The following is a 22,970-nucleotide window of genomic DNA, read 5'->3' as shown; positions in this document are numbered from 1 at the left end:
TGGGGCCTATCAGGGCATGCGTATGTCATCCGCCTTTGCCGTTCCGGCGCTTTTCCTGCTTGCCGCCTGCGGCCCCACCGAAGCGCCTGCATCTGGCGGCTCGGCAATTGCCAGTTCCGGCGGTCTCACCTCCGGCTGCGCCAGCCGCGCCTACACCGAAATCGGCGGACCGATCTCGCTGATCGACGACACCGGCGCGCGCGTCACCGAGGAGACCTATAAGGGCCAGCCCACGGTTATCTATTTCGGCTTCACCTATTGCCCGGATGTTTGCCCGGCGGCGCTCTCGACGCTCGGCGCGGCCTACCGCCGCCTGCCCGAAGGCGAAACCGCGCCGCAAACCCTGCTGATATCGGTCGATCCCGAACGCGATACGCCCGAGGCGCTGGCCACCTATGTGACGACCCCGGCCTTTCCGGCGGGTCTGACTGGTCTGACCGGTAGTCCCGAAGAAATCCGCGCCACCGCCGATGCCTTCAAGGCCGATTATGCCCGCATCGAGCAACCCGAAAGCCTCGCCGAATACACGATGGACCACACCAACCTCATCTATGTGATGGATGAGGACTGGCAGCTGAAGACGTTCTTCACCCATGAGGACACGCCCGAGACGATCTCGGCTTGCCTCGCGGAGCTGTTCTAGGGCTGGCTAAATCTCGTCCGCCCCGCCCGGATTGCGGCGGCGGCGGATCAGCCACATCACGCCGCGCAGGTCTGACAGGGCGTCCTTGAGGCGGCCGAAATTGGTGTAGTTCGATTTGCCCGTGCCGCGCTCGCGATGGTTCACTTCCCGGAACTCGACGCTGTGGCCCTCCGAACGCATCAGCGCGGGCATGTAGCGGTGCATATGGTCGAAATAGGGGAGGAGCAGGAAGGTTGCCCGGTCCATCACCTTGATGCCGCAGCCGCTGTCGTCGCAGTCGTCCTTCAGCATCCGTTGGCGGATATTGTTGGCAAAGCGGCTGCCGAAGCGTTTCCAGGCGGTGTCCTTGCGGCTGCCGCGGCGGCCCATCACCATTTTCAGGCCATGGGGCGCGTCGGCGCGGGTCAGCTGGCGGTAAAGAGCTGGCAGGTCGGCCGGGTCGTTCTGCCCGTCCCCGTCCAGTGTGCCGACAATGATGCCGCGCGCCGCCAGGATGCCCGAGCGGATGGCCCGGCTCTGCCCGGCATTCTTCCGGTGGCCGAGCACCCGCAGCATCGGAAAACGGGATTTGAGCGCGGCCAGCTGGGCGCGGGTGTCATCGGTGGACGCATCGTCGACAAAGATCATTTCAAACGCGCGGCCATCGAGCGCGCGCGCAATCTCGGTGGCGAGACTTTCGACATTCCCGGCTTCATTGTGAACGGGCACGACAACGGAGAATTCAAGAGATTCGGCCACGGCCAGTCCATTCATGCAATTCGGATGACGGGCGCACATAACCCTGACGGAGCTCAAAATCGAGACCACGCTGTCATGCTCTGGCGCCGGGGAACAGCATTTCTTGGCAACTGTGGCCGAATTGTCCGCTTTGCTGAGCTGAATTTAACGTTGGCGGGGCGAGCCCGAATGCCGCCAATTGTGCAAGACGAACGCTCCAAGGGAGGCTAATAAGCGGCCCATGACACTGCTCGACCGTCTCTCCACCGGCTGGAAGGCCTGGGTGCTGCTCTTTCTCATCACCTTCGGCGCGGCTGCGCCGGGCGTGTTCCTGCTGCCCGCGCTGGACCGGGACGAGAGCCGCTTTGCGCAGGCCTCCAAGGAGATGCTGGAGGAGGAGAATTACATCCTGATCCAGTATCAGGACGAGCTGCGCAACAAGAAGCCCGCCGGCATCCACTGGCTGCAGGCAGCCTCCACGGCGATCTTCACCGGCCCGGAAGCCAACGAAATCTGGACCTACCGCATCCCCAGCTGGCTGGGCGCGGCCTTCGGCACGCTCGCCTGCTTCTGGGCAGGTATTCCGCTGATCGGGCGGCGGGCAAGTTTCCTCGGCTCAGCGCTTTTCGGCGCGACCCTGCTGCTGACCTCCGAAGCGCATATCTCCAAGACGGACGGGATGCTGATCTTCCTGACGACGCTGGGGATCGGCGCGCTCGTGCGTCTCTATGTCGAGAAGTCCCAGTCGAAGGCGATGGCGCTCCTCTTCTGGCTTTGTATGGGCACGGCCTTCCTGATCAAGGGACCGGTGACGCCGATGGTTGCGGCCTATGCCGGTGTCGGCGTCTGGCTCTGGGACCGGTGGAAGACCGGCCGGGGCGGGGACTGGTGGCGCGTGCTGCTGTGGTGGCCGGGGCCGGTTATCTTTGTGGTGCTGGTGCTGCCCTGGCTGATCTGGATTCAGATGGCGACAGACGGGCTCTATGTTCAGGGCGCTGTCGGCAAGGATCTCAAGGACAAGTTCGTCGGGGCCTCTGAAGGCCATGGCGGCTGGCCCGGCTATCACCTGCTGCACATTCCGGCCTGGTTCTATCCGGCCAGTCTGCTGCTGATCCCGGCAGTTGTAGCCACCCGCCGCGCGCTGCGGGGCGAAACGCTCAGCGCGCTGGGCCATGGCACGGCGGGGCTGAAATTCCTGCTCGCCTGGGGCGTGCCCACCTGGATCTTCTTTGAACTGCTGCCCACCAAGCTCAGCCATTACATTCTGCCCGCCTATCCCGCGTTTGGTCTCCTTTGCGGCTATGCAGCCGTGCAGTTGATGGACGGCATGAAGATGCCGCTGGCCCGCGGGCTGGGCATGGTCACATTCCTCATCGGGGCGGTGGCCCTGCTGGCGGTCTCCTATCCGGGTGTGACCAGCTATTTCATGGCCGAGACAGCCGGCGATTTCACCACCGTTTCCAAACAGGAAGTGCTGGGCGCCTGGGCCGGTTACCGGGAGTTTCCCCTCTGGCTCTGGGCGGCGGGCTTTGCCCTTGCCGGGCTGGCGCTGGTGGAATCGGCGCGGCTGCGCATGGGCGCCGCGATCACGCTGGCGGTCCTGTCCAGCGTTGCCCTGGGCTGGCATGTGCGCATCTATATGCTGCCCAGCCAGGTCTGGGTGCAGCCAACCGAGACAGCGCGTCTGGCCCTGGAAGATGTGTGCGGCGTTCCGGGGGAGGACGCGGCCTGCAATGTGAAAACGCCCGCGCGCGTCCTGGCGCTGGGCTATGCCGAGCCGTCCTATGTGCTCTCGCTCGGTACGCAGAACCTGCATCCCCCGCAGACGCCGCTGGACCTGCCTGCTGATGAAGCGGCCTATCCGGTCGTCTATCTCCTGAACTTCGAAGACCGTAAGGCTGAGCCGGCCATCGCTGATGTGGCGGCAAGTCTCCGGGAACAGGCCAGGCGCCTGGGCCTCTGCCTGACGGAAGGGGCGCCCTATTACGCGCTCAATTATTCAAACGGCGATCCGGTGCATTTCCGCGCCTGGCGGTTCGACTGGGGCGGGTGTCCCGGCGGGGATCAGCCTTCCAGTTCCACGTCCCAGTAGAGATAGTCCATCCAGGTATCGTGCAGGTAGTTGGGCGGGAATTTGCGCCCGATGTCCTGAAGCTGGAAGTTATTCGGGCGGAACGGCCGGTGTTGCAGGTCCAGGCCACTGGCGCGCAGCAGCTTGCCGCCCTTGGCCAGATTGCAGGGGCTGCAGGCGGTCACGATGTTTTCCCAGGTCGTGCGTCCGCCTTTGGAGCGGGGGATGACGTGATCGAAGGTCAGATTGTCATGCGCGCCGCAATAGGCGCATTTGAACCCGTCGCGCAGGAACACGTTGAAGCGGGTGAAGGCAGGCGCCCGGTCCTGGCGCACAAAGTCACGCAGGGCGATCACGGAGGGCAGGCGCATCTCCCGGCTGGGGCTGCGCACCACGTAATCGTATTCGGCAATAATATCGACGCGGTCCAGGAACACCGCCTTGATCACTTCCTGCCACGGCCACAGGGACAGCGGATAATAGGAAAGCGGCCTGAAATCGGCGTTCAGGACGAGGGCGGGACGGCCATTGGGCGGGGTGGTGATAATCTCAGCCATAAGTCCCTCCGGTGTGGCCCCTGCGGGCATGATCGTCATTGATCCTGCTGAAGACGGAAACTCCTCATCGTCCTTGTCGCCGTGCTTTAGGCGATTCCGATCATAAGATTATGACAGTGCGGGCCGAACGCAAGGCCCCCTCGCTGCGCCTACTCAGGCCTTTGGCGCCGAATCCCGCGCGCGCTCGGCATTCAGCCAGCCCCAGAGGAGATGCGCGGCCACCCCGCGATGGGGTCGCCAGATCTCTGCATGCTGGGTGAATATCTTTGATTCCATGCGGGTTTCGTAGCGGCCAAGCTGCTTATGAGCTTCCATCAGGCCAACATCGGCAATGGGGAAGGCGTCCATGGCGCCCACGGCGTAGAGCAGGAACAATTCCGCCGTCCACGGGCCAATCCCCCGCACCGAAACCAGTTCTGCCCGCGCCGAATCAAGATCGGCGGCACAAACACGGGCCAGATTGAGCTCTCCGGTCACCATCGCTTCGGCAATCGAGGTCAGATGGGCCACCTTGGGGCGCGACAGGCCGCAGGCGCGCAGGGCGTCCGGATCAGCCGCCAGCAGCGTTTCCGGCGTCACTTCGCCCAGGAACACCTCAACCCGGCCCCAGATCGTCGCGGCGGCCTTGGTGGAGAGTTGCTGATGGGAAATCATCCGGCCCAGCATGTTGTAGCCGGGCTCGCTCGTACGCCATTCGGGCACGCCGAGACTGTCATAGGCGCGGGCGAGGGCGGGGTCTGCCAGAGCAAGGCGCTCGCAGGCTGTCTTCAACCGGCGGCGGCTTGGCGCGGTCATCCCAGCTTTTCCTTCTGCACGGCGGCGCCCTCTTCGAGAAGGCGGTTGGAGGCGGTTTCGAGTGCCGTCTCAAGACGCGGCATAAGCGCTTTGCGGTCAAGTCCTGCGGGAATGGCGGGAAGGATTTCGTAGATGATCTTTCCGGGTGTGCGGCGCGTGCCGCGGCCGCGCCAGCAGAGGCCGGCATTGGTCGCCACCGGCACGACCGGCAGTTCCAGCGCCTTGTTGATCGCCGAAATACCGGCGGGCTGATAGGCGGGGGCCGAATAGGGCGCCGTGCGCGTTCCTTCCGGGAAGATGACTACGGTGCGGCCTTTTCCGGCGCGATCCTTTGCCGAGGCGACCATTTTCTTAAGGGTCTTCGCCGTGCCCGCCCGGTCAATCGGGATCATATGGGTCTTCAGCGCGTACCAGCCGAGGAAGGGGTAGAACAGCAGCTCCTGCTTCATGATGATGGCCGGATCATCACAGACGATGAAGGGGATGAATATGTCCAGCATGCAGTGGTGCTTGCCGGCATAGATGTAAGGGCCCTCGGGCAGGTGCTCGCGGCCCCGGATTTCCGTTTCGATATTGCAGATCAGCTTCAAGCCTACCCGGATAATCTGCGCGTAGAGCCGGATGGCGCGCTGGGCGACCTTGCGGGGTAGCACCAGCGTGGGCAGGTAGAGGATGCCGCAGATGGCCATCCAGCCATACAGCCAGGCAACAAACAGGTAGGATCGGAGCGCGGTCATGCGTGGGCTGTAGCGGCGTTCCGCCTGCCCGTCACTATGGCGGCGCTACATCACGGACTTAAGCGCCCGCATCACCGTGATGCCCGCAGCGATGCGTGAGGCGAGCCCGGCGATGACCGGTGTCACCACCAGCACGGCCAGATCGGGGAAATCCAGCGTCAATTCGGGCAGCAGGCCCGACCGGTTGCCGCTGGAGCGGGCAATCGCGATCAGCAGCGCGACGCTGGCAAGCGCGACCAGCGCCCCCACCGTGCCCGCCCGCAGGCCCAGCAGCCAGAAGCGACGCTCGAACAGGCCCGCGATGAACCGGTCCCGCGCCCCGGCAATATGCAGCACGTCCACGATGTCCCGCCGCGCCAGCAGGGCGGCATGGGTGGCAAACGCAATGACGGCAATCGCCGTGGAGGCCAGCAGGGCAACGATGCCGAGCGCCACAATCCGCGCGGTGCCCAGCATGCGGCGCACATCGCCGGCCCAGGCCGAATGGGAATCCACCGCAGCTGTATAGCCCGCCTCTTCCAGCGCGGCGGTCAGTGCCTGGCCGATGTCTCCGGCTTCGGGCTCGGCGGTCACCGCGATCAGGCGCGGGACGGGCAGGTCGGCGGGCAGGCCCCGGCTGCCGAAGGTCGGCTCCAGCAGTACCGAGATTTCCGCTTCCGAGAGGAGCCGCGCGCCATTGACGCCCTCCACCGACTGGACGAGCAGCGTGGCCGCCTGCGCGTCCTGCGGGGCGGCGTCCGACAGGGAGACGGTGTATTCGCCCTCCACTTCGGCGGTCCAGGCGCGGGCGGCGCCATAGGTGGACTTGGCCGTCAGGGCCGCCAGCGCCGCCAGGAAGCAGAGCGCGCCGACCACGAAGAACAGCGCCGCCTCACGGGCGTCTTCCAGCGGGAGGAGAGAGGTTTCACCGCGTTTCATTCGGCTTCCTTTATCTCGATGCCATCGCCCCGGCGGCGGGAGGCCTTGCCGGGCTCGGGCGCGTTCTTCACCAGCAATCCATTGGCCAGATGATAGACCGGCGCCTCGATCTGGCGGACGAGGCCGAGATCGTGGCTGGCGATGATGACGGTGGTGCCAAGGCGCTTGTTCAGCTCGATGAACAGCCGCATCAGCCGCGCGCCCATTTCGGGATCAACGTTACCGGTTGGCTCATCCGCGATCAGCAGGTCGGGCTGGGTGACCACGGCGCGGGCGATCGCCACGCGCTGCTGCTCGCCGCCCGAGAGGGTTTCGGGGCGCTTGTGCATCCGCTCGCCCAAGCCCACCCAGGCCAGCAGTTCTTCGACATCGGCCCGGTATTGCGCCTCCTTGCGGCCCATGACGCGCAGGGGCAGGGCAGCGTTCTCATAGGCGGTGAGGTGGCCCAGCAGGCGGAACTCCTGGAACACGACGCCAATCCGGCGGCGCATGGCCGATAGCTGGTCCCGCGTCAGCCGGCTCGTGGGGCGCCCAAACAGCGAGACTTCGCCCGTGCTGGGCGGGCGCGCCAGATAGAGCAGCTTCAGCAGGCTCGACTTGCCCGCCCCCGAAGCGCCTGTGAGGAAGCTGAACGAGCCGGGTTTCAGTGCGAGATCAATCCCGCTAAGGATTTCACCTGACGCATCATAGCGAAGCGTCACCGCGTCGAGGCGGACGGCCGCTTCGTCGAAAATGTCCGGTCGTATCTGGGTCATATCTTTGGCGCGTCCGGTGTTTGCGGGTTCAACGAACGGGGCGAATAGCGGGGAAGACTTCGGGCCATGATCCTAACCTGTCCTTCCTGTGGGACCCATTATTTCGCCGATGACTCAACAATCGGTGAAAGTGGGCGAACTGTTAAGTGCGCCAGCTGCGCGCATTCCTGGTTTGTGCAGCCCGCCCACCTTGCCGACGACCGCCCGGCCCCGCCGGCGCCGCATGAGCTTTACCGCGAGAAAATGCGAGAATCGCGCCGCGAGAAGAGCCGCTGGGCCGCCCTCATGTCCTGGCTGGTCATTGGGCTGATCTTCATTGCGCTGACGGCGGCATTCTTCTTTTTCCGCAATGAGGTGGTCAAGGCCTGGCCCCAATCGGCGAGCGCCTACCGCCTGTTTGGCCTGGACGTAAACCGCTTCGGCCTCGAATTCGAGGGCATCGTCCACACCCGCACCTTCAACGACACCATCCCCATCGTCACGGTCACCGGGCGCGCGGTGAACGTGTCCAAGGGCGCGGTGGAGACGCCGGGCGTGCGCGTTGACCTCAAGGACGAGGCGGGCGAGATCGTTGCCACGCGCTACAGCTTCGTCACCCCGGTGGAGGTTGCGCCGGGCGATGCCGGTCAGTTCGGCGTTGTGGTCGAGCCAACCCCGGTCGAGAGCTATGAGATTGAGCTGACCTTCGTGGACCGCTCCGCCGTGCCGACCGAGCCGCCGGTGGAAGCCCCGGCAGACGCGGTGATCGCGCCCGCTCCGCCTTTGCCGCCTACGGATGAACTGATGGATGAAGGAGCGCCCGGCCCCCAATGACCGCGTTGCCCAAGATTGATGTGATCCTGTCTGAAGCCGACCTGATGGCGCGGGTGGACGAGCTGGCCGCGCGCCTCGCCCCGCGCCTGCAAAGCGATGACTGGACGGCCGTCTCCATCCTGATCGGGGCGACGCCCTTCACCAGCGACCTGATGAAGGCGCTGGCCCGCCGCCACATTCACCCCGTGCTGGATGTGATGTGGCTGGAGAGCTACCGCGACGCCCGCGAGAGTTCCGGCCGCGTCGTGGTGCGGGCCGATATTGCGCGCAGCGTGGAGGGCAGGGGCATCCTCCTGGTCGATGATGTGTTCGATACCGGCCGCACGCTGGATTTCGCCAAGCACCATCTGCTGGCCAAGGGCGCGCGCGAGGTGATCACCGTAGCGTTGACCCAGAAGCCCTGGGCCCCGCGCGGCGAGAATGGCGTCGATTTCTGCGCCTTCGACGCGCCGGGCCGCTTCCTCGTCGGCTACGGCATGGACGACAAGGGGCGTTACCGGGGGCTGCCCTATATCGGGGCATTGGATTAAATTGCTCGGTGCTGCTCCCGGCCAGAAGGTCGGGGCGCCTGCCGCTTCGCCTTGCTCGTGGGGGCGTCAGGCCGTGAGCGTTTCGTTTGCCATGTTCCGCCCTCTCCCGCCTGCGGGAGGGGGAGGAAGGGTCACCACGCCCCGATATTCGGGGCGCTGGCCCAGGGTTCCTGCGGGGCCTGGGGTTTGCCCTTTTGCAGAAGTTCGACGGAGATACCGTCCGGGGAGCGGATGAAGGTCATGCGGCCGTCGCGGGGTGGGCGGCTAATGGGGACGCCGAGATCGGCGAAGCGCTGGGTGGCGGCGTAGATGTCCTCGACCTGATAGGCGAGGTGGCCGAAATTGCGCCCGCCCTCATAATCCTTCTCGTCCCAGTTATGGGTGAGCTCGATCATCGGGATGTTCAGCGAGGTGGGCGAGGCGCCTTCGGGCACGCCGCCACCCCGTTCAATGTCTGCCGGGGCGGCGAGGAAGACGAGGGTGAAGCGGCCCGCTTCATTGTCGTAGCGGGTGACTTCGGCCAGGCCGAGGCCGTCGCAGAAGAAGCGCTTGGCAGCGTCGATGTCGCCGACGCGGATCATGGTGTGGAGGAATTCAGGGCTCATGAATGGGCGTCCTTCAGATTACGGATGACCTGCCGGAGATTGGGCGGCATCAGGGTGTAGTAGCGCCGCAGCGCGATGGCGAGGATGAGGATGGCCAGGCCCATGAAGGCCAGGAAGAAGCTGAACGTGTGGATCAGCGTGCCCTGCTCGAAGACGGGCGAGCCGCCCGACAGGCGCCAGAAGGTCTGCCAGACGGCATTATAGACGCTGGAGAGCGGCGGGAGCCCGACCGTGAGGAAGGCGCCGCAGGCATAGATATAGGTCGCTGCGCGGGGGCCTTCGGCGCGGACATAGAGATCGGTGAACTCTTTTTCCTCCACATGGGGCGGCAGCTCGCCGCTTTCCTTGCGCAGGGCGAGGAGCTGGGGCGCGAAATCCCGCGCCTGTTTCCAGCGCCAGGCGAGATGGGCGCCCCAGGCGATGACGGCGAAAACGAGAAGAAAATAGAGCCACATGGGTCAGGTCCGCTTCAGTGCCAGGATCGGTGCCAGAATCAATGCAGGTTCCGGGCGCCCGAGACTGGCCAGCCTGTAAGCATCAGGCCAGATGAGCGCGTTCGTATACCAGCATGGCGCGTTTGCGCGCCACACCCCAATGATAGTTATGCAGGCGGCCATCGGCTGCAAGGGCCCGGTGGCAGGGGATAAACCAGCTGACGGGGTTTGCCCCGACCGCCGCGCCGACCGCGCGGGCGGCCTTGGGCGCCTCGATGGCGGCGGCAAGATGCCCGTAAGTGCGCGTCTGGCCGGCGGGAATCTCCAGCAGGGCGCGCCAGACCTGCCGTCGGAAGGGCGTGCCATAGAGGCAGACGGGCAGGGGCTGGCCGTCCTCGAACACGTCGCGGGCCATGCGCTCAGCGGCGGCGTCCTCACGGCGAAGTGAAGCGGCGGGGTAGCGGGCGGCGAGGTTTGCGAAGGCGGCGTCCTCGCTGCGACCCTGATGTTCGAAGCCGGTGCGGGGGGAGGCGTTCTCATCAATGAAGCCGAGTGCGATAAGGCCGCGCGGCCCGATCAGCCAGGCGCCCATGCCGAACGGCGTGGGGGCCTTGCCAAGGGTGAGTTCTGCGCCCTTGCCGCCGGATTTGGCTTCGCCGGGGGTGAGGCCCTCGTGAGCGATGAAGAGGTCATGCAGGCGGCCGGGGCCGGAGAGGCCGGTTTCGAGGCTGGCGTCGAGCACGCTGGCGCCCTGGCGCAGGAGATCCCCGGCGGCGCCATGGGCGAGGGCGCCCTGGAACTGTTTGGGGCTGATGCCCGCCCAGCGGGTAAATTCGCGCTGGAAATGATGCGGCGAGAGGCCCATCGCGCGGGCTGCTTCGTCAAGAGCTGGCCAGTCCTGCCAGCTGTCGCCCAGCCATTCGAGGGCTTTTGCCATACGGTCATAGGCGCGGGCGCGGTCGTCGAGGGGGAAGAGTGTGTCAGCCATGAAAGGGAGTTTGCCGGAGGGGGTGACGCGGCGCCACCCGATTCTTGCCGCAAGGTGAAGGGCGGTGTTTACACTTTCCTGCAAACAGGAACGCGCGCAATGTGCGCTCCCAAAAACAGACTTCGGGAGGCTAGACGGTCAACATGGCGGACGCCCGCACAATCATCCTGCACGAGTACCCTGCCTCGCCCTATGCCGAGAAGGTGCGCCTGACACTTCGCCTGAAGAACCTCGCCTATGCGCGGGTGGAACAGCCCTCGATCATGCCCAAGCCGGACCTGATCCCGCTGACGGGCGGCTACCGGCGCATTCCCGTGCTGCAGATCGGGGCCGACATTTATTGCGATACGGCGATCATCCTGCGCGAACTGGAAGTGCGTTATCCGATGGCGGCGCTGAAGCTGTCGGGTCATGAGGGGCTGGCGCAGATGGTGGCGGGCTGGGCCGACGGGCGGTGGTTCCAGTCCTCTGTTGCGGTGATCTTTGGCGAGATCGGGGACAATGTGCCCGAGGCGTTCATCAAGGACCGCGAGCAGCTGTCGGGCCGGCCGTTCAATGTGGCGGGCATGAAGGCGGTGGCGCCGATGATGCGCGATCAGTGGCGCGCGCGGCTGATGCTGCTGGAGGAGCGCCTGGCAGGCGCCAAGGGCGCGGGCGGCGGGCTCTATCTGATCGGGCCAAAGCCGGGCTTCGTCGACGTGCATGCCTACATGAATGTGTGGTGGATGAAGCAGGCAGTGCCGGCCTTTGCCGACGCGTGCTTCGAGAGCGCGCCGCTGACGCGGGCCTGGTATGACCGGCTGCGTGAGGTGGAAGGTCAGGAGCCTGAGACGATCACCTCGGCGCAGGCTGTGGAGATTGCGCGGGACGCTGCGCCGCGCCTTGTGGCGGCAACGACGCGCAACGAGCCGCAGGGCTTTGCGCCGGGCGAGCATGTGGCGGTGGCGCCGGACGATTACGGACAGGACTGGGTGGAGGGCGAGCTGGTGCACGCCGACAGCCAGCGCGTGATCCTGCAGCGGGTTTCGCCGGAAGCCGACACCATCCATGTGCACTTCCCGCGGGCGGGCTTTCTGGTGCGCCGGGCCTGAGGGCGCTTGCACGTTGACGCCAGCGCGCTAGGCTTTCTCCCAAAGAACGAAACGGGAGGAAGTGATGAAGAAATTTCTGATGGCATCGGTGCTTGTGCTGGCCGCGTGCGGGCATATGGCGGCAGAGGAAACCGCGCCGGGCGCGCCAGGGGCAAAGCCTGAGACCAAAGAGGTCTGGTATCCCTCCCGCTATGGCGCGGAGGACCGGATCGGGGCGATGAACCTGCTCTCGCCGGAGAAGACCGCGGAAGCCGCCAAGCTGATTACCACCGGCAAGACCTATTCGCTGGGCCAGGTGACGGGGCGCAAGACGCCCGCCTATGGCCCGCGCAGCTTCTCGATGACAATCCTTCAGCTCTCGGACGGATCGGGCACGCCGATGGGCGAGAACAAGGCGGTTGGCAATGACGACCTGGTCAACACCTATGTCGGGATTGGCAGCCAGATCGACGGGCTCGGCCATATGGGCATCGATCACCGCTATTATAACGGTGTTCCGGTGGCGGACTTTGTAACGACAGGCGGGCTGACGCAGTTTGGCACGCATGACATTCCGCCGATCGCGACACGCGGCGTGCTGCTCGACATGACGAAACAGTTTGGCGATCCGGTGCCTGCAGGTACGGCGTTCAACAAGGCCGAGATCGATGCGGCGATGGCGGCGGCGGGGGTCACAGTCGGGGAGGGGGATGTGGTTCTCTTCCATACCGGCACGATGAAATCGCAGGAAGGCTCAGAAGAACTTCCGCCCACGGAACCTGGTCCCGGCGTGGAAGGCGCGCAGTATCTCGCCGACCTGGGCGTTGTGGCGGTGGGCGCTGACACCTGGGCGCTGGAAGTGATCCCGTTTGAAGCCGAGACACGGCCGTTTGATGTCCACCTGACCCTGCTGGCGAAGAACGGGGTTTACATCCTGGAGAATATGGTGACCGACGAACTGGCCGCTGACGGGGCGACCGAGTTCTTCTTCACGCTCGGCGCGCCGCGCCTTGAGGGGGCGGTGCAGGCCATCGTCAATCCGGTAGCCATCCGCTAGCGGATTATGCCTTCAGGAAGGCCGTGATCTCGTTTGCCAGCGTTTCTGACATGGCGTCGGCGAGATCATGGCCCCAGCCTGGGAACGCCTTGAAGCGGGCGCCGGGGATGCGCCGGGCGATGTCTTCGCCGGCCGCCGGGCGGACGAGCGGGTCGTCTGCGCCGTGGAGAACGAGCGTGGGCCGCGTGATGCTGCCGAGGCGTTCATGCCAGCGGGGCTGGGCTTGAATAGCCGTGAACTGACGGATGACGCCGAAAGGCCGGTCGGAGCGGCGGAAATCGTCGATGGCGTTCTGGCGGATCACCTCGGCGCTGTTGCGCAAATTCGGTGCGGAGCCGATGGCATGCTGGGCTTTCACTGCGATGTCCGCAATGGCTTCGGGGGTGCGCTGCATCGGCATCGCGGTCAGCGCGGCAAGCGCCTCCTGCGTCGGTGGCGGCAGGTTTGGCGCGCCAGACGACGTCATCATGGCGACGAGCTTGTCCACCTTGCGCGGATGATCGAGCGCTATCAGCTGGGCGATCATGCCGCCCATCGACATGCCGACAATATGGGCCCGCGCAATGCCGAGGGCATCAAGCAGCCCGGCGGCATCGGCAGCCAGGTCATTCAGCGTGTAGGTGGCGAGGCCGCCCATCTCGGCGGAAAGTCCAATGTCGCGGTTATCGAACCAGATAACGTGGAAGCCGGCCTCCGCCAGGCTGCGCCGGAAGGCTTCGGGCCAGCGCGTCATCTGAAAGGCAAAGCCCATGATCAGCAGGACGGCCGGATCGCCGGGATTGCCCATCGTTTCGTATTCAAGTTCAACCCCGTTGGCGCGTATGCGGGCCATAGTACTTCCCCCCGGTCCTGTTGCCGCTTCGGGGCGGACAGTAGGGGCGGTGACGCCAAGATCAAGCATGCCGTGGAGGCAAAGAAAAACGCCGCCCCGTGAAGGGCGGCGTTTGTGGGTAAGCGGAAGGCTCGCGCTTAGAAGTTCAGGGTTGCCTTGGTGTAAACAAAGCGGCCCGAATAGCCAAACGGCGAGTAGGACGAGAAGGGCGTGTTGCCCGTCGAGTTGAGGCCCAGAGGCGCTGCATCCGGGTATTCGTCCAGGATGTTGTCAGCACCGACGGCGAGCGTCAGCATGTCGTTCCAGGTATAGCGCGCTTCCAGATCGATAAGGGTCTGGGGGTCGAGCGTATAGTCCAGTGCCGGCGTGTTCGATGGCACCAGCACTTCACCGTAACGCACGGCGCGCAGCGTACCCGCGAACGGACCATGCTCCCAGTTCACCTGGCCGGTGAACTTGTCCTTCGGCGTGCCTTCCTCAAGCGTGAGGATGTTGGTGCGCGCGAAAAGGACCGGCGGTGGCGTGAGCCCCGTCAGGACCGGGATCGCTGGAACACCGGTCACTTCAGTCTTGTTGAAGTTGGCCCCTGCGGTCGCGGTGAACGAGCCGAACTCGGTTTCCGGGAAGGCGTAGTTGGCGATGATGTCGACGCCGGTTGTTTCCGTTTCAACACCGTTGATGAAGAAACGGCCGCCGCCCGAGCCGATGAAGCCCTGGGACACGAGGAAATCCTGCACATTGCCTGCCGTCAGGTTTTCCGACAGCACGATGCGATCTTCCACATCGATGCGGTAAGCATCGACCGTCATGTTGAAGGCACCGGCCTGGAAGACTGCGCCGATTGCGTAGTTGATCGACTTCTCGGCATCGAGGTCCTGGGCGCCGAGAGCGCGGGCAATCGGATCGTCCACCCGGAAGGTCGTGACATCAAACGGCACGCCGTTGATGAAGTTGGTCGACGTGGTGGTGTAGTATTGCTGCTGCAGCGAAGGCGCGCGGAAACCGTTCTGGATAGACCCGCGAAGCGCGAAGGCGTCGTTGAAGTCATAACGCGCGGCCAGTTTACCGGTGAGTGCCTCGCCGAAATCCGAGTAGGATTCGCCGCGCACAGCGCCCGACAGAAGAAGCGCGTCCGTGACGTTGGCTTCAACGTCGAGATAGACGCCAACAGCCGTGCGGTCTTCTTCGAGTTCGTTCGCAGGCTGGAAGCCGGGGAACACCTGCGCGCCCGAAGCGGTCGAGCCGCCACCTGGCAGAAGCACGCCGCCATTGCGGTAGGAGTCCGGCTCACCAGCGAAGATTTCATAGTTTTCCTGGCGGGCTTCAGCGCCCCAGGCGACGTTCAGATCAGAGGCGAGGCCGTCAACCGCGAAGCCTTTCACAAAGCCGATATTGGCGACGAGCTGGGAGTGCTCGAAACCGCCGGCATCGAATTCCGTGCCCGACGCGGTGCCGAGCGAACGGTTCAGCGTGTCGATGATCTGGAATTCCATTTTGTTGGAGCCGTAGCCGAGCGACGCGTCAGCATCCCAACCCGCGAAGTCGAACCGGATACCGCCGAGGGCAGAATAGTCCGTGGTCGTCGGGTTGATCTTCGGCAGGAAGCCGTTGGGATAGATTTCAATCGTGTTGCGATCGTCCAGCGCGCGGCGGAAGAAGCCGGCCGAGACGGTCTCGCGGTCCTGGAAGCTGGCCCAGCCATAAAGTTCTGCGCCATTTGCGAGGCCGTAGCCGGCATTGGCGAAGAGGCTGATCTGCTCAAGATCGGGTTCACCGGTCCAGGCGTTGAAGCGGCCGATTTCGGCTTCTGCAGCGGGCTGGCTGCCCGGATACTGCTGGCGGAAGTCGTAGCCGGAGCGCTCGGTGTGGTTCTGGTCCTTGTACTCGCCGGTGAGGGTGAGGAAGCCGTCCTGGCCGAGGGAAAAGCCCTTCCAGCCGGCAACGGTTGCCACATGGCCGTCCGAGCGTTCACGGGTAACTTCGCGGCCGGGATCCGGCACGCCAGCCGCAGTCGGAGCGACCACAGGCGTCGTGTATTCCGTCTCGCGCCAGCCATAGCTTACCGAAACAGCGCCGCCCGTATTGGCTTCGCGCAGACGCACGTTGACCACGCCGGCGATGGCGTCAGAGCCATAAAGGGCAGAGGCGCCGTCGCGCAGCACTTCGACGCCGCCGACAGCCAGGTTGGGGATGGTGTTGAGGTCAACCGCCGATGCGCCGCGGCCGATCGAGCCGTTGACGTTGACCAGCGAGGCGGTGTGGCGGCGTTTGCCATTGACCAGCACGAGGGTCTGGTCCGGGGAAAGGCCGCGAAGCGCTGCGGGACGCACCGAGTCGGTGCCGTCGGTCAGGGCAGGGCGGGGGAAGTTGAGGGCCGGCAGGTTTACCGACAGGGACTGGTTGAGTTCGCCAACACCGATGTTCTGAATGGCTTCGGACGAGACCACGTCTACCGGGGCGGCGGTATCGAGGGCAGACCGGTTGGCGACGCGGGTACCGACTGTGACGACGGTGTCGAGCGTGCGGGCCGCCTCATCTTCCTGCTCTTGCGCCATGACTGGTGCAGACACTGCAGAAAGGGCGATTGCGGCAACGGCCGCAGATAACGCTACTTTGAATTTCATTGAAGGATGACTCCGTGTGCGTGTTTGCCGGGACTCCGGCGGGTGGCTATAGAAACCTGACCTTCAAGTAAGGTGCGCAGGGCCGCGCGATCAAGAATCGGGCGACGGCAGCACTCTATTTAGGCAAACTTTTGTTGCATTTCTGACACAATTCCTGAAGTGAGTGTGAAAATGGGCATGAATAGGCGGCTTTGCCTCATCACTGGGGCGTCTTCCGGCATAGGTGCTGAGTTCGCAAAGCAGTACGCAGCCCTGGGCTGGGACCTTGCGCTGACAGCGCGGCGGGCCGACCGGCTGCAGGTGCTTGCGGCTGAGCTGCACGCCCGCCACGGCGTTCTGGTGGAGGTTATTCCCGAAGATCTGGCCAATCCCGGCGCACCGCCGCGGATCATCGCGGCGCTGGAAGGGAAGGGCCGGGAGATTGACGCGTTGGTGAATAATGCCGGCTATGGTCTCCCCGGAACCTTCCTGTCGACCAGCTGGAGCGATCAGGCGGACTTCCTGCAGGTGCTTTATACCGCGCCGGTAGAGCTGACGCACCGCGTGCTTCCCGGCATGGCGGCGCGCGGGTTCGGGCGGATTATCAACGTGGCCTCGCTGGCGGGCTATACTGCCGGCAGCGCGGGGCACACGCTCTATGGCAGCGTCAAATCCGCGATGATCAAGTTTTCCGAGAGCGTGGCGGCCGAATGCGAGACGCTGGGCCACAAGGATGTCCATTGCACGGCGCTTTGCCCCGGCTTCACCTGGAGCGAGTTCCACGATGTAAACGGTATGCGCGAGACGACGAACAAGATGCCCAAATGGATGTGGATGGAGGCGGCGCCGGTCGTGAAGGCCGGCATTGAGGCGGTGAACCGCGGCCAGCCTGTGGTGGTGCCGGGCGTGTTCAACAAGGCAGTGGCGACGCTGACACGTATCCTGCCCGAGCCGGTAGGCCGGGCGCTGGCGCATTCGCAGACGGCGCGTTACCGGAAGCTGGAAGGCTGAACCAACCGGGGATCGGGGGCGGCAGTACGGGCGCGATGTTGCGCCGCACAACATGAATATGTCAGAAAGCGCTTGCCGCCCTATCCTTACTGGCAACATGAGGCGGTAGATATTCAAGGGAGCAGAGCATGGGTGACGTGAGCACGCTGGAAAACGGGCAGGGCACGGTTTTTGACGGTCTGGTGCCGGCGCTGGCGGAGGCTGTTGCCGCGCTCGATACGTATGCCGCTGCGGCGCTGGCAGGCGCGCGCAAGCAGCTGGCCGGACCCGACGGCCGGCCAGATCGCGCCGCTTTTGAGCGTGACCAGCACCTGGCTCACGGCCTCTCCTGGCTGGTTACCTATGTCGAGACGCTGCGCCAGGTTTCCGAATGGACCGGGCGTCTTCAGGATGAAGGCAAGTTCGGTGAGGCCGAAGCGCTGCTGGCGCAGATTCTGTTCAGCGAATACTGCGCCCAGATCATCGGTGGCATTCCAATGAATCAGGGCGAAACGATCCGCCCGCATGAGCTCGGCAGTCTCGAGGCGGCAGACGCGCTGTTTGCGGTGCCGGTGATCCGCAAGCTGATCGTTGAGGGCAAGACGCAGGCTGTAATGACCGCGGCGGCAAATCTGCTGCCGGACTCGCTCTCGCGCCATACGGTGGAAGCCACGGGCCTGGACGAGACCATGGACATGGTGCGCGAGCAGTTTGCGAAATTTGCCGCCGACCGTATCCGTCCGTATGCCCATGGCTGGCATCTGCGCAATGATTACATCCCCATGGAGGTCGTCGACGAGATGGCCGAACTGGGCGTCTTTGGTCTGACGATCCCCGAAGAGTTCGGCGGCCTCGGTATGGGCAAGACGGCGATGTGCGTGGTCACCGAAGAACTTTCGCGCGGCTATATCGGCACGGGGTCTCTGGGCACGCGGTCGGAGATTGCTGCTGAGCTGATCCTGATCGGCGGCACGCCGGAGCAGAAGGCAAAATGGCTGCCGGTCATCGCCAGCGGCGAGATCCTGCCCACGGCCGTGTTCACCGAGCCCAACACCGGGTCTGACCTTGGCTCGCTGCGTACCCGCGCGGTGAAGTCCGCAGATGGCACCCATTATGCCGTCACCGGCAACAAGACCTGGATCACGCATCCGGTGCGCGCAGACCTGATGACCCTTATGGCGCGGACCGATCCGGCCACGAACAATTTCTCAGGCCTGTCGATGCTGCTGGCCGAGAAGCCGCGCGGAACGGATGCCGAGCCATTCCCGGCTGAAGGCATGACCGGCGGCGAGATCGAAGTGCTCGGTTATCGCGGCATGAAGGAATTTGAAATCGGGTTCGACAATTTCAAGGTCAAGTCTGAGAACCTGCTCGGCGGTGTCGAAGGGCAGGGGTTCAAGCAGCTGATGGCGACGTTTGAAAGCGCCCGCATCCAGACGGCCGCCCGCGCCGTTGGGGTGGCGCAGAACGCGCTTGAGGTGGGCCTGCGTTACGCGCTGGACCGCCAGCAGTTTGGCCAGGCGATCTTCAAGTTTCCGCGCGTCTCCAACAAGCTGGTGATGATGGCGGCTGAACTGGTCGGTATGCGTCAGCTGACCTATTTCTCCGCGCGCCAGAAAGACAATGGCAAGCGCTGTGATCTTGAAGCAGGCATGGCGAAACTACTGGCCGCGCGCGCGGCCTGGGCTGCGGCCGACAACGCGGTGCAGATCCACGGCGGCAACGGTTTTGCGCTGGAGTATCCCATCAGCCGTATCCTGCAGGACGCCCGCATCCTGAACATCTTCGAGGGTGCAGGCGAAGTGCAGGCGATGGTCATCGCCCGCCGCCTGGTCGAGGGCGGTAACTGAGCCGCGCCCTTGCCGTAACACTTCGGTTGCGAGATCGGACTATAAGTTAGCCCTGCCGGGGCGGACCTTCTCGGACGAGGACGGGATATGACCGATATTGCTGAACAGAAGGCGCCCCGGCGCCCCGAATGGTATCGCCGCTTGCGGGTTGCCCGCTGGCGCGGCATCCGCAGTATCGATCACATGGAAGTGGTCGATCACGTCCATGAAGAGGGCGGGCTATCCGGGCGCTATCTGTTCATGACGGCGATGTCGTGCGGCATTGCCATTCTGGGCCTGCTGCTGTCGTCGCCCGCCGTCATCATCGGGGCGATGCTTATTTCGCCCCTGATGGGCCCGATCATGCTGATGGGCTTTTCCCTGTCGATCCTTGAGCTTAAGGCGCTGCGCGAATCCATTGTCTCACTGGCGGTCGGAACGGGGCTGGCGCTGGGAACTTCGTTCCTGATCGTGTTCCTCTCGCCGTTGACGGATGTGACCCCGGAAATTCTGGCGCGCACGCGGCCCAACTTCTTTGACCTTCTGGTGGCGGTCTTCTCCGGTCTGGCGGGCGGCTATGCCGTGATCCACCGCAAGGGCGAGACGATCGTCGGCGTGGCCATCGCGACCGCCCTGATGCCGCCACTGGCTGTGGTCGGCTATGGCCTGGCCACCGCGCAGTTCCAGCTCGCAGGCGGGGCGTTCTTTCTCTACATGACCAACCTCCTGGCGATTGCACTGTCGGTCACGGTGCTGTCCCGCTTCTACGGCTTCGGTGAGCGCCACAGCCCCAAACACAATTTCTGGCAGACCGGCATGATCGTCGGCGTGTTTGTGGCGCTGTCCATTCCGCTGGGCCTCGCGCTGCGCGACATTGCCTATGAAACACGGGTGCGCGATGTGGCGCGCGATATTGCGCTGGAGCCTTTTGAGGGCCGGCAAGCGCGCCTCTCTGACATGAGCATCGCGTTTCCGCGCCGGGGGGACCACCGTATCGTGCTTCAGGCGACCGTTCTGACATCTGATCGGGTGCCCGGCGCCGAGGCCGTGCTGACTGAGCGATTGGCCGAGCGCTTCCGCCGGACGGTGAAGGTGACAATCGACCAGATCCAGGTGGACGATAACAACAACGCGGCCACAGCGCGCTTCCTTCAGGCGGCGGAATCGTCTCTGGGCGCGCCGCTGCGCGCGCAGATGTCTCAATTCGAAGATCTCGCCCAGGCCCGGCGCACGGAGCGGGAAGTGCGGGCAGCCTTTCCGTTCAATCTTACCGCCGCTGATATTGATGCAGAGGCCCGCACAGCCGTGTTTGCGGCGGCGCCGACGGAAGGCGTGACGATGCCTGCCTGGCGCAGCCTTGAGGAAGGCTTGATGCGCAACTTTGCCGACTGGACGATTTCCATCGTGCCGCCGCCGCTCGCGCTTTCGCCCATTCCGTTCGAGCCGTCAGAGGACGCGCTGACACCGGGCGCAGCTGACCGGCTCAATGATCAGGTCTGGGCGCTTCAGCGCTGGGGCGGGGGGCAGGTTGAGGTGGTTGCCTATCTGCCCAACGCGCTGGCAGCGCAAACGTTTGACGAACGCGCCCTGGGCCATCGCCGGGGCACGCGGATCGCTGCCGCGCTGGAAGAGGCCGGCATCGGCGCCGCCGTGATCGGGGAATTCCGGCGCGGCGAGTTTGCCGCGCGGGAAGACCAGATCTTCATCCGGCCCGTCATCGCCTCTGCCGAGCCGGAAGTCGAAGCTAGCGAATAATCCCGCCGAGCGGCACGACATCATCGGGCTCGTGCTGGATGACGACCTTGGCTTCAAGATCGGTGGCGCGCGTTTCGAACGTTGCCATGGAGGCCAGCGTTTCTTCTTCGCTCGTATTGAAGCGCGGGACACGGGAGAGTGCCCGGCTTTCGGTGCGGTGATACAGATCGCCCGTCAGCAGGACGGGACCCGATTCCGGAAGCGTGAGCTGAAGCGAGGCATGGCCCGGCGTATGACCTGGGGTCTTGAAGATGACGACGCTGCCATCTCCGAACACGTCGTGCCTATCCTCGATGATCTGAGTTTCCATCGGTTTGAACAGGGCATAGTTTTCCGTCAGGCTGGGGTCGGCCGGCGGGGCACCATCGGCCGGGAACATCGCGTCATATTCTGTCTGGTTGACCAGCCAGGTTGCGCCCTGAACCTGATCGACCTGTCCGATATGGTCGAAGTGGGAATGCGAAATGGAGACATAGGAGAGTTCCGAGGGAACGACGCCGAGATCGGCGAGTTGCTCGGTGATCGACTTCTCCACCGAGACCGTGAATATCTGCTGCGTGAAGGGCGGTTGCCCCACCAGCTGCGACGGCAGGCCGAGATCCCAGAGCAGGCGCCCGTCGGGGTGATTGACCAGATAACAGGTGTTGGTGAATTCGTCGCTTTGGCCGGCGAAGTCGCCCGCCGAGGAGAAGGCGTCGAGATCCGAGACACCGATGGTGCCGCAGTCGAGCACATCGACGGTCAGGACCGGGGCAGGGGCCGGGCTCGCTTCAGCCACTTCTTCGGCAGGGGCTTCCGGTGGAGGCGTGTCTTCTGCGGCGGGCGCGCAGGCCGCGAGAATGACAGCAGCAGAGCTGGCGAGCAGCAGCGGTTTCAGGGTGTGTCGCAGACGCATGGGGTTCCTCCGGTTTTGGAGGAGCCTAATCTGCCTTGCCGGTGAAGGATAGCACCCCGCCTTCGATGCGCCGATAGAAGCAGCTTTCCCGGTGGGTGTGGCAGGCCCCGCCTGTCTGGCGCACTTTCAGCAGTACGGCGTCCTGATCGCAATCGACGCGCAGTTCGATGACTTCCTGCGTGTGGCCGGAGGTCTCACCCTTCACCCAAAGCGCCCCGCGTGAGCGCGACCAGTAGGTGGCCCGGCCGGTCTCTATCGTTTTCTGTAGCGCTTCGGCATTCATCCAGGCGAGCATCAGCACCTCACCGGTGCCCGCATCCTGCGCGATGGCGGCGATGAGGCCGTTCTCGTCAAAGCGCGGGCGAAGCTCCGGCGTTTCATCCTGGGCACTGCCGGAGAGGGGGGGCGGGAACGGCGTCATGCCCGCAGCGGTCGCCCAAGGCGGGGGCGGTGTCAAGCAAGGCGCCGCTGCAGATTTGCGTCTGCCCATTGGGCGGAAAGGCGTCTAGACTGGAGGGAAATGGAAAGGGAGAGACATCAGATGAGCGCATTTCGGGAAATCCTGACCGACCTTGCAGGGGGCGTGCTGACGATCACGCTGAACCGGCCCGACCGGCTGAATGCCTGGACCGGCGTCATGCAGAGCGAGGTGGAGACGGCCATCCGCGCGGGCGGCGCCGATGACGGCGTGCGCTGTATCGTGCTGACCGGCGCGGGCCGCGGCTTCTGCGCAGGCGCCGACATGAACGGCCTTCAGGCCATCCAGGCGAGCGCCGGGGCGGACTATAACGACACGAGACCCGCCTCCAAGCCTCAGTCACCTTCGGAGCTGGAGCAGAAATTTCCCGGCCGGTTCGGCCACATGTTTGCCTGCCCCAAGCCGATCATCGCGGCGATCAATGGCCCCTGCGCGGGCATCGGGCTGATCCTCACCCTCTTCGCAGACCTGCGCTACGCCGCCGCTGAAGCGAAATTCACCACCGCCTTTGCCCAGCGCGGCCTGATTGCCGAGCATGGCATTGCCTGGCAATTGCCGCGCCTGGTGGGCGAGGCCAACGCGCTGGACCTTCTGTTCACGGCGCGAAAGTTCGATGGCGCAGAGGCCGAGACGCTGGGCCTCGTCAACAAGGCGCTGCCCGGCAGTGAACTGATGGAGTTTGTCGGAGGCGTTGCCCAGCATCTCGCCACGCAGGTCTCGCCCCGTTCGGTGGCGATCATGAAGCGCCAGATCCGCGAGAGTTATTTCCAGTCCTATGAGGCCTCGCTCGCCACGGCCGACGCCGAGATGGAAGGCAGCTTCGCCACGCATGATTTCAAGGAAGGCGTCGCCAGTTTCGTTGAGCGCCGCGCGCCGGCCTTTACCGGCAAATAGGAGC

Annotated in this window: 23 protein-coding genes and 1 pseudogene; 11 read left to right on the top strand and 13 right to left on the bottom strand. The window is 64.6% G+C overall.

The window, feature by feature from the left end; genetic code table 11:
- Window positions 1-22 precede the first annotated feature (22 nt).
- Window positions 23-643 (top strand): SCO family protein, encoded by a 621-nt coding sequence (locus tag HNE_RS16795; protein WP_233351947.1) that lies wholly within the window; start codon window positions 23-25, stop codon window positions 641-643.
- A gap of 6 nt (window positions 644-649) precedes the next feature.
- Here HNE_RS16795 and HNE_RS16790 read toward each other — a convergent pair whose 3' ends face one another.
- Window positions 650-1,420, bottom strand: coding sequence for a glycosyltransferase (locus HNE_RS16790; protein ID WP_011648364.1), 771 nt, complete (start codon window positions 1,418-1,420; stop codon window positions 650-652).
- A 181-nt stretch (window positions 1,421-1,601) separates the two neighbouring features.
- Here HNE_RS16790 and HNE_RS18215 point away from each other — a divergent pair, with 181 nt between their 5' ends.
- The gene (locus HNE_RS18215) at window positions 1,602-3,452 is read left to right on the top strand and encodes an ArnT family glycosyltransferase (RefSeq protein WP_011648363.1); all 1,851 of its coding nucleotides are present in this window, start codon (window positions 1,602-1,604) and stop codon (window positions 3,450-3,452) included.
- On the opposite strand, the gene HNE_RS16780 is transcribed toward HNE_RS18215, so the two are convergent.
- The 5 genes from HNE_RS16780 to HNE_RS16760 form a co-directional block, all read right to left on the bottom strand.
- Window positions 3,425-3,988: an HNH endonuclease gene (locus HNE_RS16780; protein WP_035591974.1), complete on the bottom strand. Its 564-nt coding sequence runs from the start codon at window positions 3,986-3,988 to the stop codon at window positions 3,425-3,427. The two genes, HNE_RS18215 and HNE_RS16780, sit on opposite strands and share 28 nt — an antisense overlap.
- Before the next feature lie 153 nt (window positions 3,989-4,141).
- Window positions 4,142-4,783 carry a DNA-3-methyladenine glycosylase family protein gene (locus HNE_RS16775; RefSeq protein WP_011648361.1) on the bottom strand — a complete coding sequence of 214 codons (642 nt, stop codon included), beginning with the start codon at window positions 4,781-4,783 and terminating at the stop codon, window positions 4,142-4,144.
- Complete coding sequence (locus HNE_RS16770; RefSeq protein WP_011648360.1) at window positions 4,780-5,520, bottom strand: lysophospholipid acyltransferase family protein; 741 nt, start codon at window positions 5,518-5,520, stop codon at window positions 4,780-4,782. Before HNE_RS16770 ends, HNE_RS16775 begins: the two co-directional genes overlap by 4 nt.
- A gap of 45 nt (window positions 5,521-5,565) precedes the next feature.
- Entirely contained in the window at window positions 5,566-6,438 is an 873-nt protein-coding gene (locus tag HNE_RS16765) for a cell division protein FtsX (RefSeq protein WP_011648359.1), read from the bottom strand.
- Complete coding sequence (locus tag HNE_RS16760) at window positions 6,435-7,193, bottom strand: cell division ATP-binding protein FtsE (RefSeq protein WP_011648358.1); 759 nt, start codon at window positions 7,191-7,193, stop codon at window positions 6,435-6,437. Before HNE_RS16760 ends, HNE_RS16765 begins: the two co-directional genes overlap by 4 nt.
- Before the next feature lie 66 nt (window positions 7,194-7,259).
- On the opposite strand from HNE_RS16760, the pseudogene HNE_RS19190 reads away from it, so the two are divergent.
- From HNE_RS19190 to HNE_RS16750, 3 genes and pseudogenes are all read left to right on the top strand, one after another.
- Window positions 7,260-7,355: pseudogene (locus tag HNE_RS19190) on the top strand (MJ0042-type zinc finger domain-containing protein); the annotation flags it as partial.
- Window positions 7,356-7,367: 12 nt separating this feature from the next.
- Window positions 7,368-8,006: an FxLYD domain-containing protein gene (locus tag HNE_RS16755; RefSeq protein ID WP_233351945.1), complete on the top strand. Its 639-nt coding sequence runs from the start codon at window positions 7,368-7,370 to the stop codon at window positions 8,004-8,006.
- On the top strand, window positions 8,003-8,536 hold the full coding sequence (locus tag HNE_RS16750; RefSeq protein WP_035591976.1) for a phosphoribosyltransferase: 534 nt from the start codon (window positions 8,003-8,005) through the stop codon (window positions 8,534-8,536). The genes HNE_RS16755 and HNE_RS16750 overlap by 4 nt, the downstream gene beginning before the upstream one ends.
- Before the next feature lie 131 nt (window positions 8,537-8,667).
- On the opposite strand, the gene HNE_RS16745 is transcribed toward HNE_RS16750, so the two are convergent.
- From HNE_RS16745 to HNE_RS16735, 3 genes are all read right to left on the bottom strand, one after another.
- Window positions 8,668-9,141, bottom strand: a complete 474-nt coding sequence (locus HNE_RS16745; protein ID WP_011648355.1) for a VOC family protein — start codon at window positions 9,139-9,141, stop codon at window positions 8,668-8,670.
- Window positions 9,138-9,596 (bottom strand): hypothetical protein, encoded by a 459-nt coding sequence (locus tag HNE_RS16740; protein ID WP_011648354.1) that lies wholly within the window; start codon window positions 9,594-9,596, stop codon window positions 9,138-9,140. The genes HNE_RS16745 and HNE_RS16740 overlap by 4 nt, the downstream gene beginning before the upstream one ends.
- A gap of 82 nt (window positions 9,597-9,678) precedes the next feature.
- Window positions 9,679-10,563, bottom strand: a complete 885-nt coding sequence (locus HNE_RS16735) for a methylated-DNA--[protein]-cysteine S-methyltransferase (protein WP_035591978.1) — start codon at window positions 10,561-10,563, stop codon at window positions 9,679-9,681.
- A 143-nt stretch (window positions 10,564-10,706) separates the two neighbouring features.
- On the opposite strand from HNE_RS16735, the gene HNE_RS16730 reads away from it, so the two are divergent.
- On the top strand, window positions 10,707-11,654 hold the full coding sequence (locus tag HNE_RS16730; RefSeq protein ID WP_011648352.1) for a glutathione S-transferase: 948 nt from the start codon (window positions 10,707-10,709) through the stop codon (window positions 11,652-11,654).
- Window positions 11,655-11,718: 64 nt separating this feature from the next.
- Window positions 11,719-12,690, top strand: a complete 972-nt coding sequence (locus tag HNE_RS16725; RefSeq protein WP_011648351.1) for a cyclase family protein — start codon at window positions 11,719-11,721, stop codon at window positions 12,688-12,690.
- A gap of 4 nt (window positions 12,691-12,694) precedes the next feature.
- Here the strand turns inward: HNE_RS16725 and HNE_RS16720 are convergent, their stop codons facing one another.
- Together HNE_RS16720 and HNE_RS16715 are read right to left on the bottom strand one after the other, a co-directional pair.
- On the bottom strand, window positions 12,695-13,522 hold the full coding sequence (locus HNE_RS16720; protein ID WP_011648350.1) for an alpha/beta fold hydrolase: 828 nt from the start codon (window positions 13,520-13,522) through the stop codon (window positions 12,695-12,697).
- A 137-nt stretch (window positions 13,523-13,659) separates the two neighbouring features.
- A complete protein-coding gene (locus tag HNE_RS16715) occupies window positions 13,660-16,146 on the bottom strand; it encodes a TonB-dependent receptor plug domain-containing protein (RefSeq protein WP_011648349.1) in 2,487 nt (828 codons plus the stop codon).
- A 177-nt stretch (window positions 16,147-16,323) separates the two neighbouring features.
- Here HNE_RS16715 and HNE_RS16710 point away from each other — a divergent pair, with 177 nt between their 5' ends.
- From HNE_RS16710 to HNE_RS16700, 3 genes are all read left to right on the top strand, one after another.
- A complete protein-coding gene (locus HNE_RS16710) occupies window positions 16,324-17,136 on the top strand; it encodes an SDR family NAD(P)-dependent oxidoreductase (RefSeq protein WP_035592049.1) in 813 nt (270 codons plus the stop codon).
- A 128-nt stretch (window positions 17,137-17,264) separates the two neighbouring features.
- Window positions 17,265-18,965, top strand: a complete 1,701-nt coding sequence (locus HNE_RS16705; protein ID WP_011648347.1) for an acyl-CoA dehydrogenase family protein — start codon at window positions 17,265-17,267, stop codon at window positions 18,963-18,965.
- A gap of 87 nt (window positions 18,966-19,052) precedes the next feature.
- Window positions 19,053-20,699 carry a TIGR00341 family protein gene (locus HNE_RS16700; protein WP_011648346.1) on the top strand — a complete coding sequence of 549 codons (1,647 nt, stop codon included), beginning with the start codon at window positions 19,053-19,055 and terminating at the stop codon, window positions 20,697-20,699.
- Here the strand turns inward: HNE_RS16700 and HNE_RS16695 are convergent.
- Both HNE_RS16695 and hisI read right to left on the bottom strand, forming a co-directional pair.
- Entirely contained in the window at window positions 20,689-21,594 is a 906-nt protein-coding gene (locus tag HNE_RS16695; RefSeq protein WP_011648345.1) for an N-acyl homoserine lactonase family protein, read from the bottom strand. The two genes, HNE_RS16700 and HNE_RS16695, sit on opposite strands and share 11 nt — an antisense overlap.
- A 25-nt stretch (window positions 21,595-21,619) precedes the next feature.
- A complete protein-coding gene (gene hisI / locus HNE_RS16690) occupies window positions 21,620-22,015 on the bottom strand; it encodes a phosphoribosyl-AMP cyclohydrolase (RefSeq protein ID WP_011648344.1) in 396 nt (131 codons plus the stop codon).
- Window positions 22,016-22,135: 120 nt separating this feature from the next.
- On the opposite strand from hisI, the gene HNE_RS16685 reads away from it, so the two are divergent.
- Entirely contained in the window at window positions 22,136-22,966 is an 831-nt protein-coding gene (locus tag HNE_RS16685; protein WP_011648343.1) for an enoyl-CoA hydratase, read from the top strand.
- Window positions 22,967-22,970: the final 4 nt, after the last annotated feature.

The sequence above is a fragment of the Hyphomonas neptunium ATCC 15444 genome, from assembly GCF_000013025.1.
GTDB classification, from domain to species: Bacteria; Pseudomonadota; Alphaproteobacteria; order Caulobacterales; family Hyphomonadaceae; genus Hyphomonas; species Hyphomonas neptunia.
This window is presented reverse-complemented; position numbering and strand designations above follow the sequence as displayed.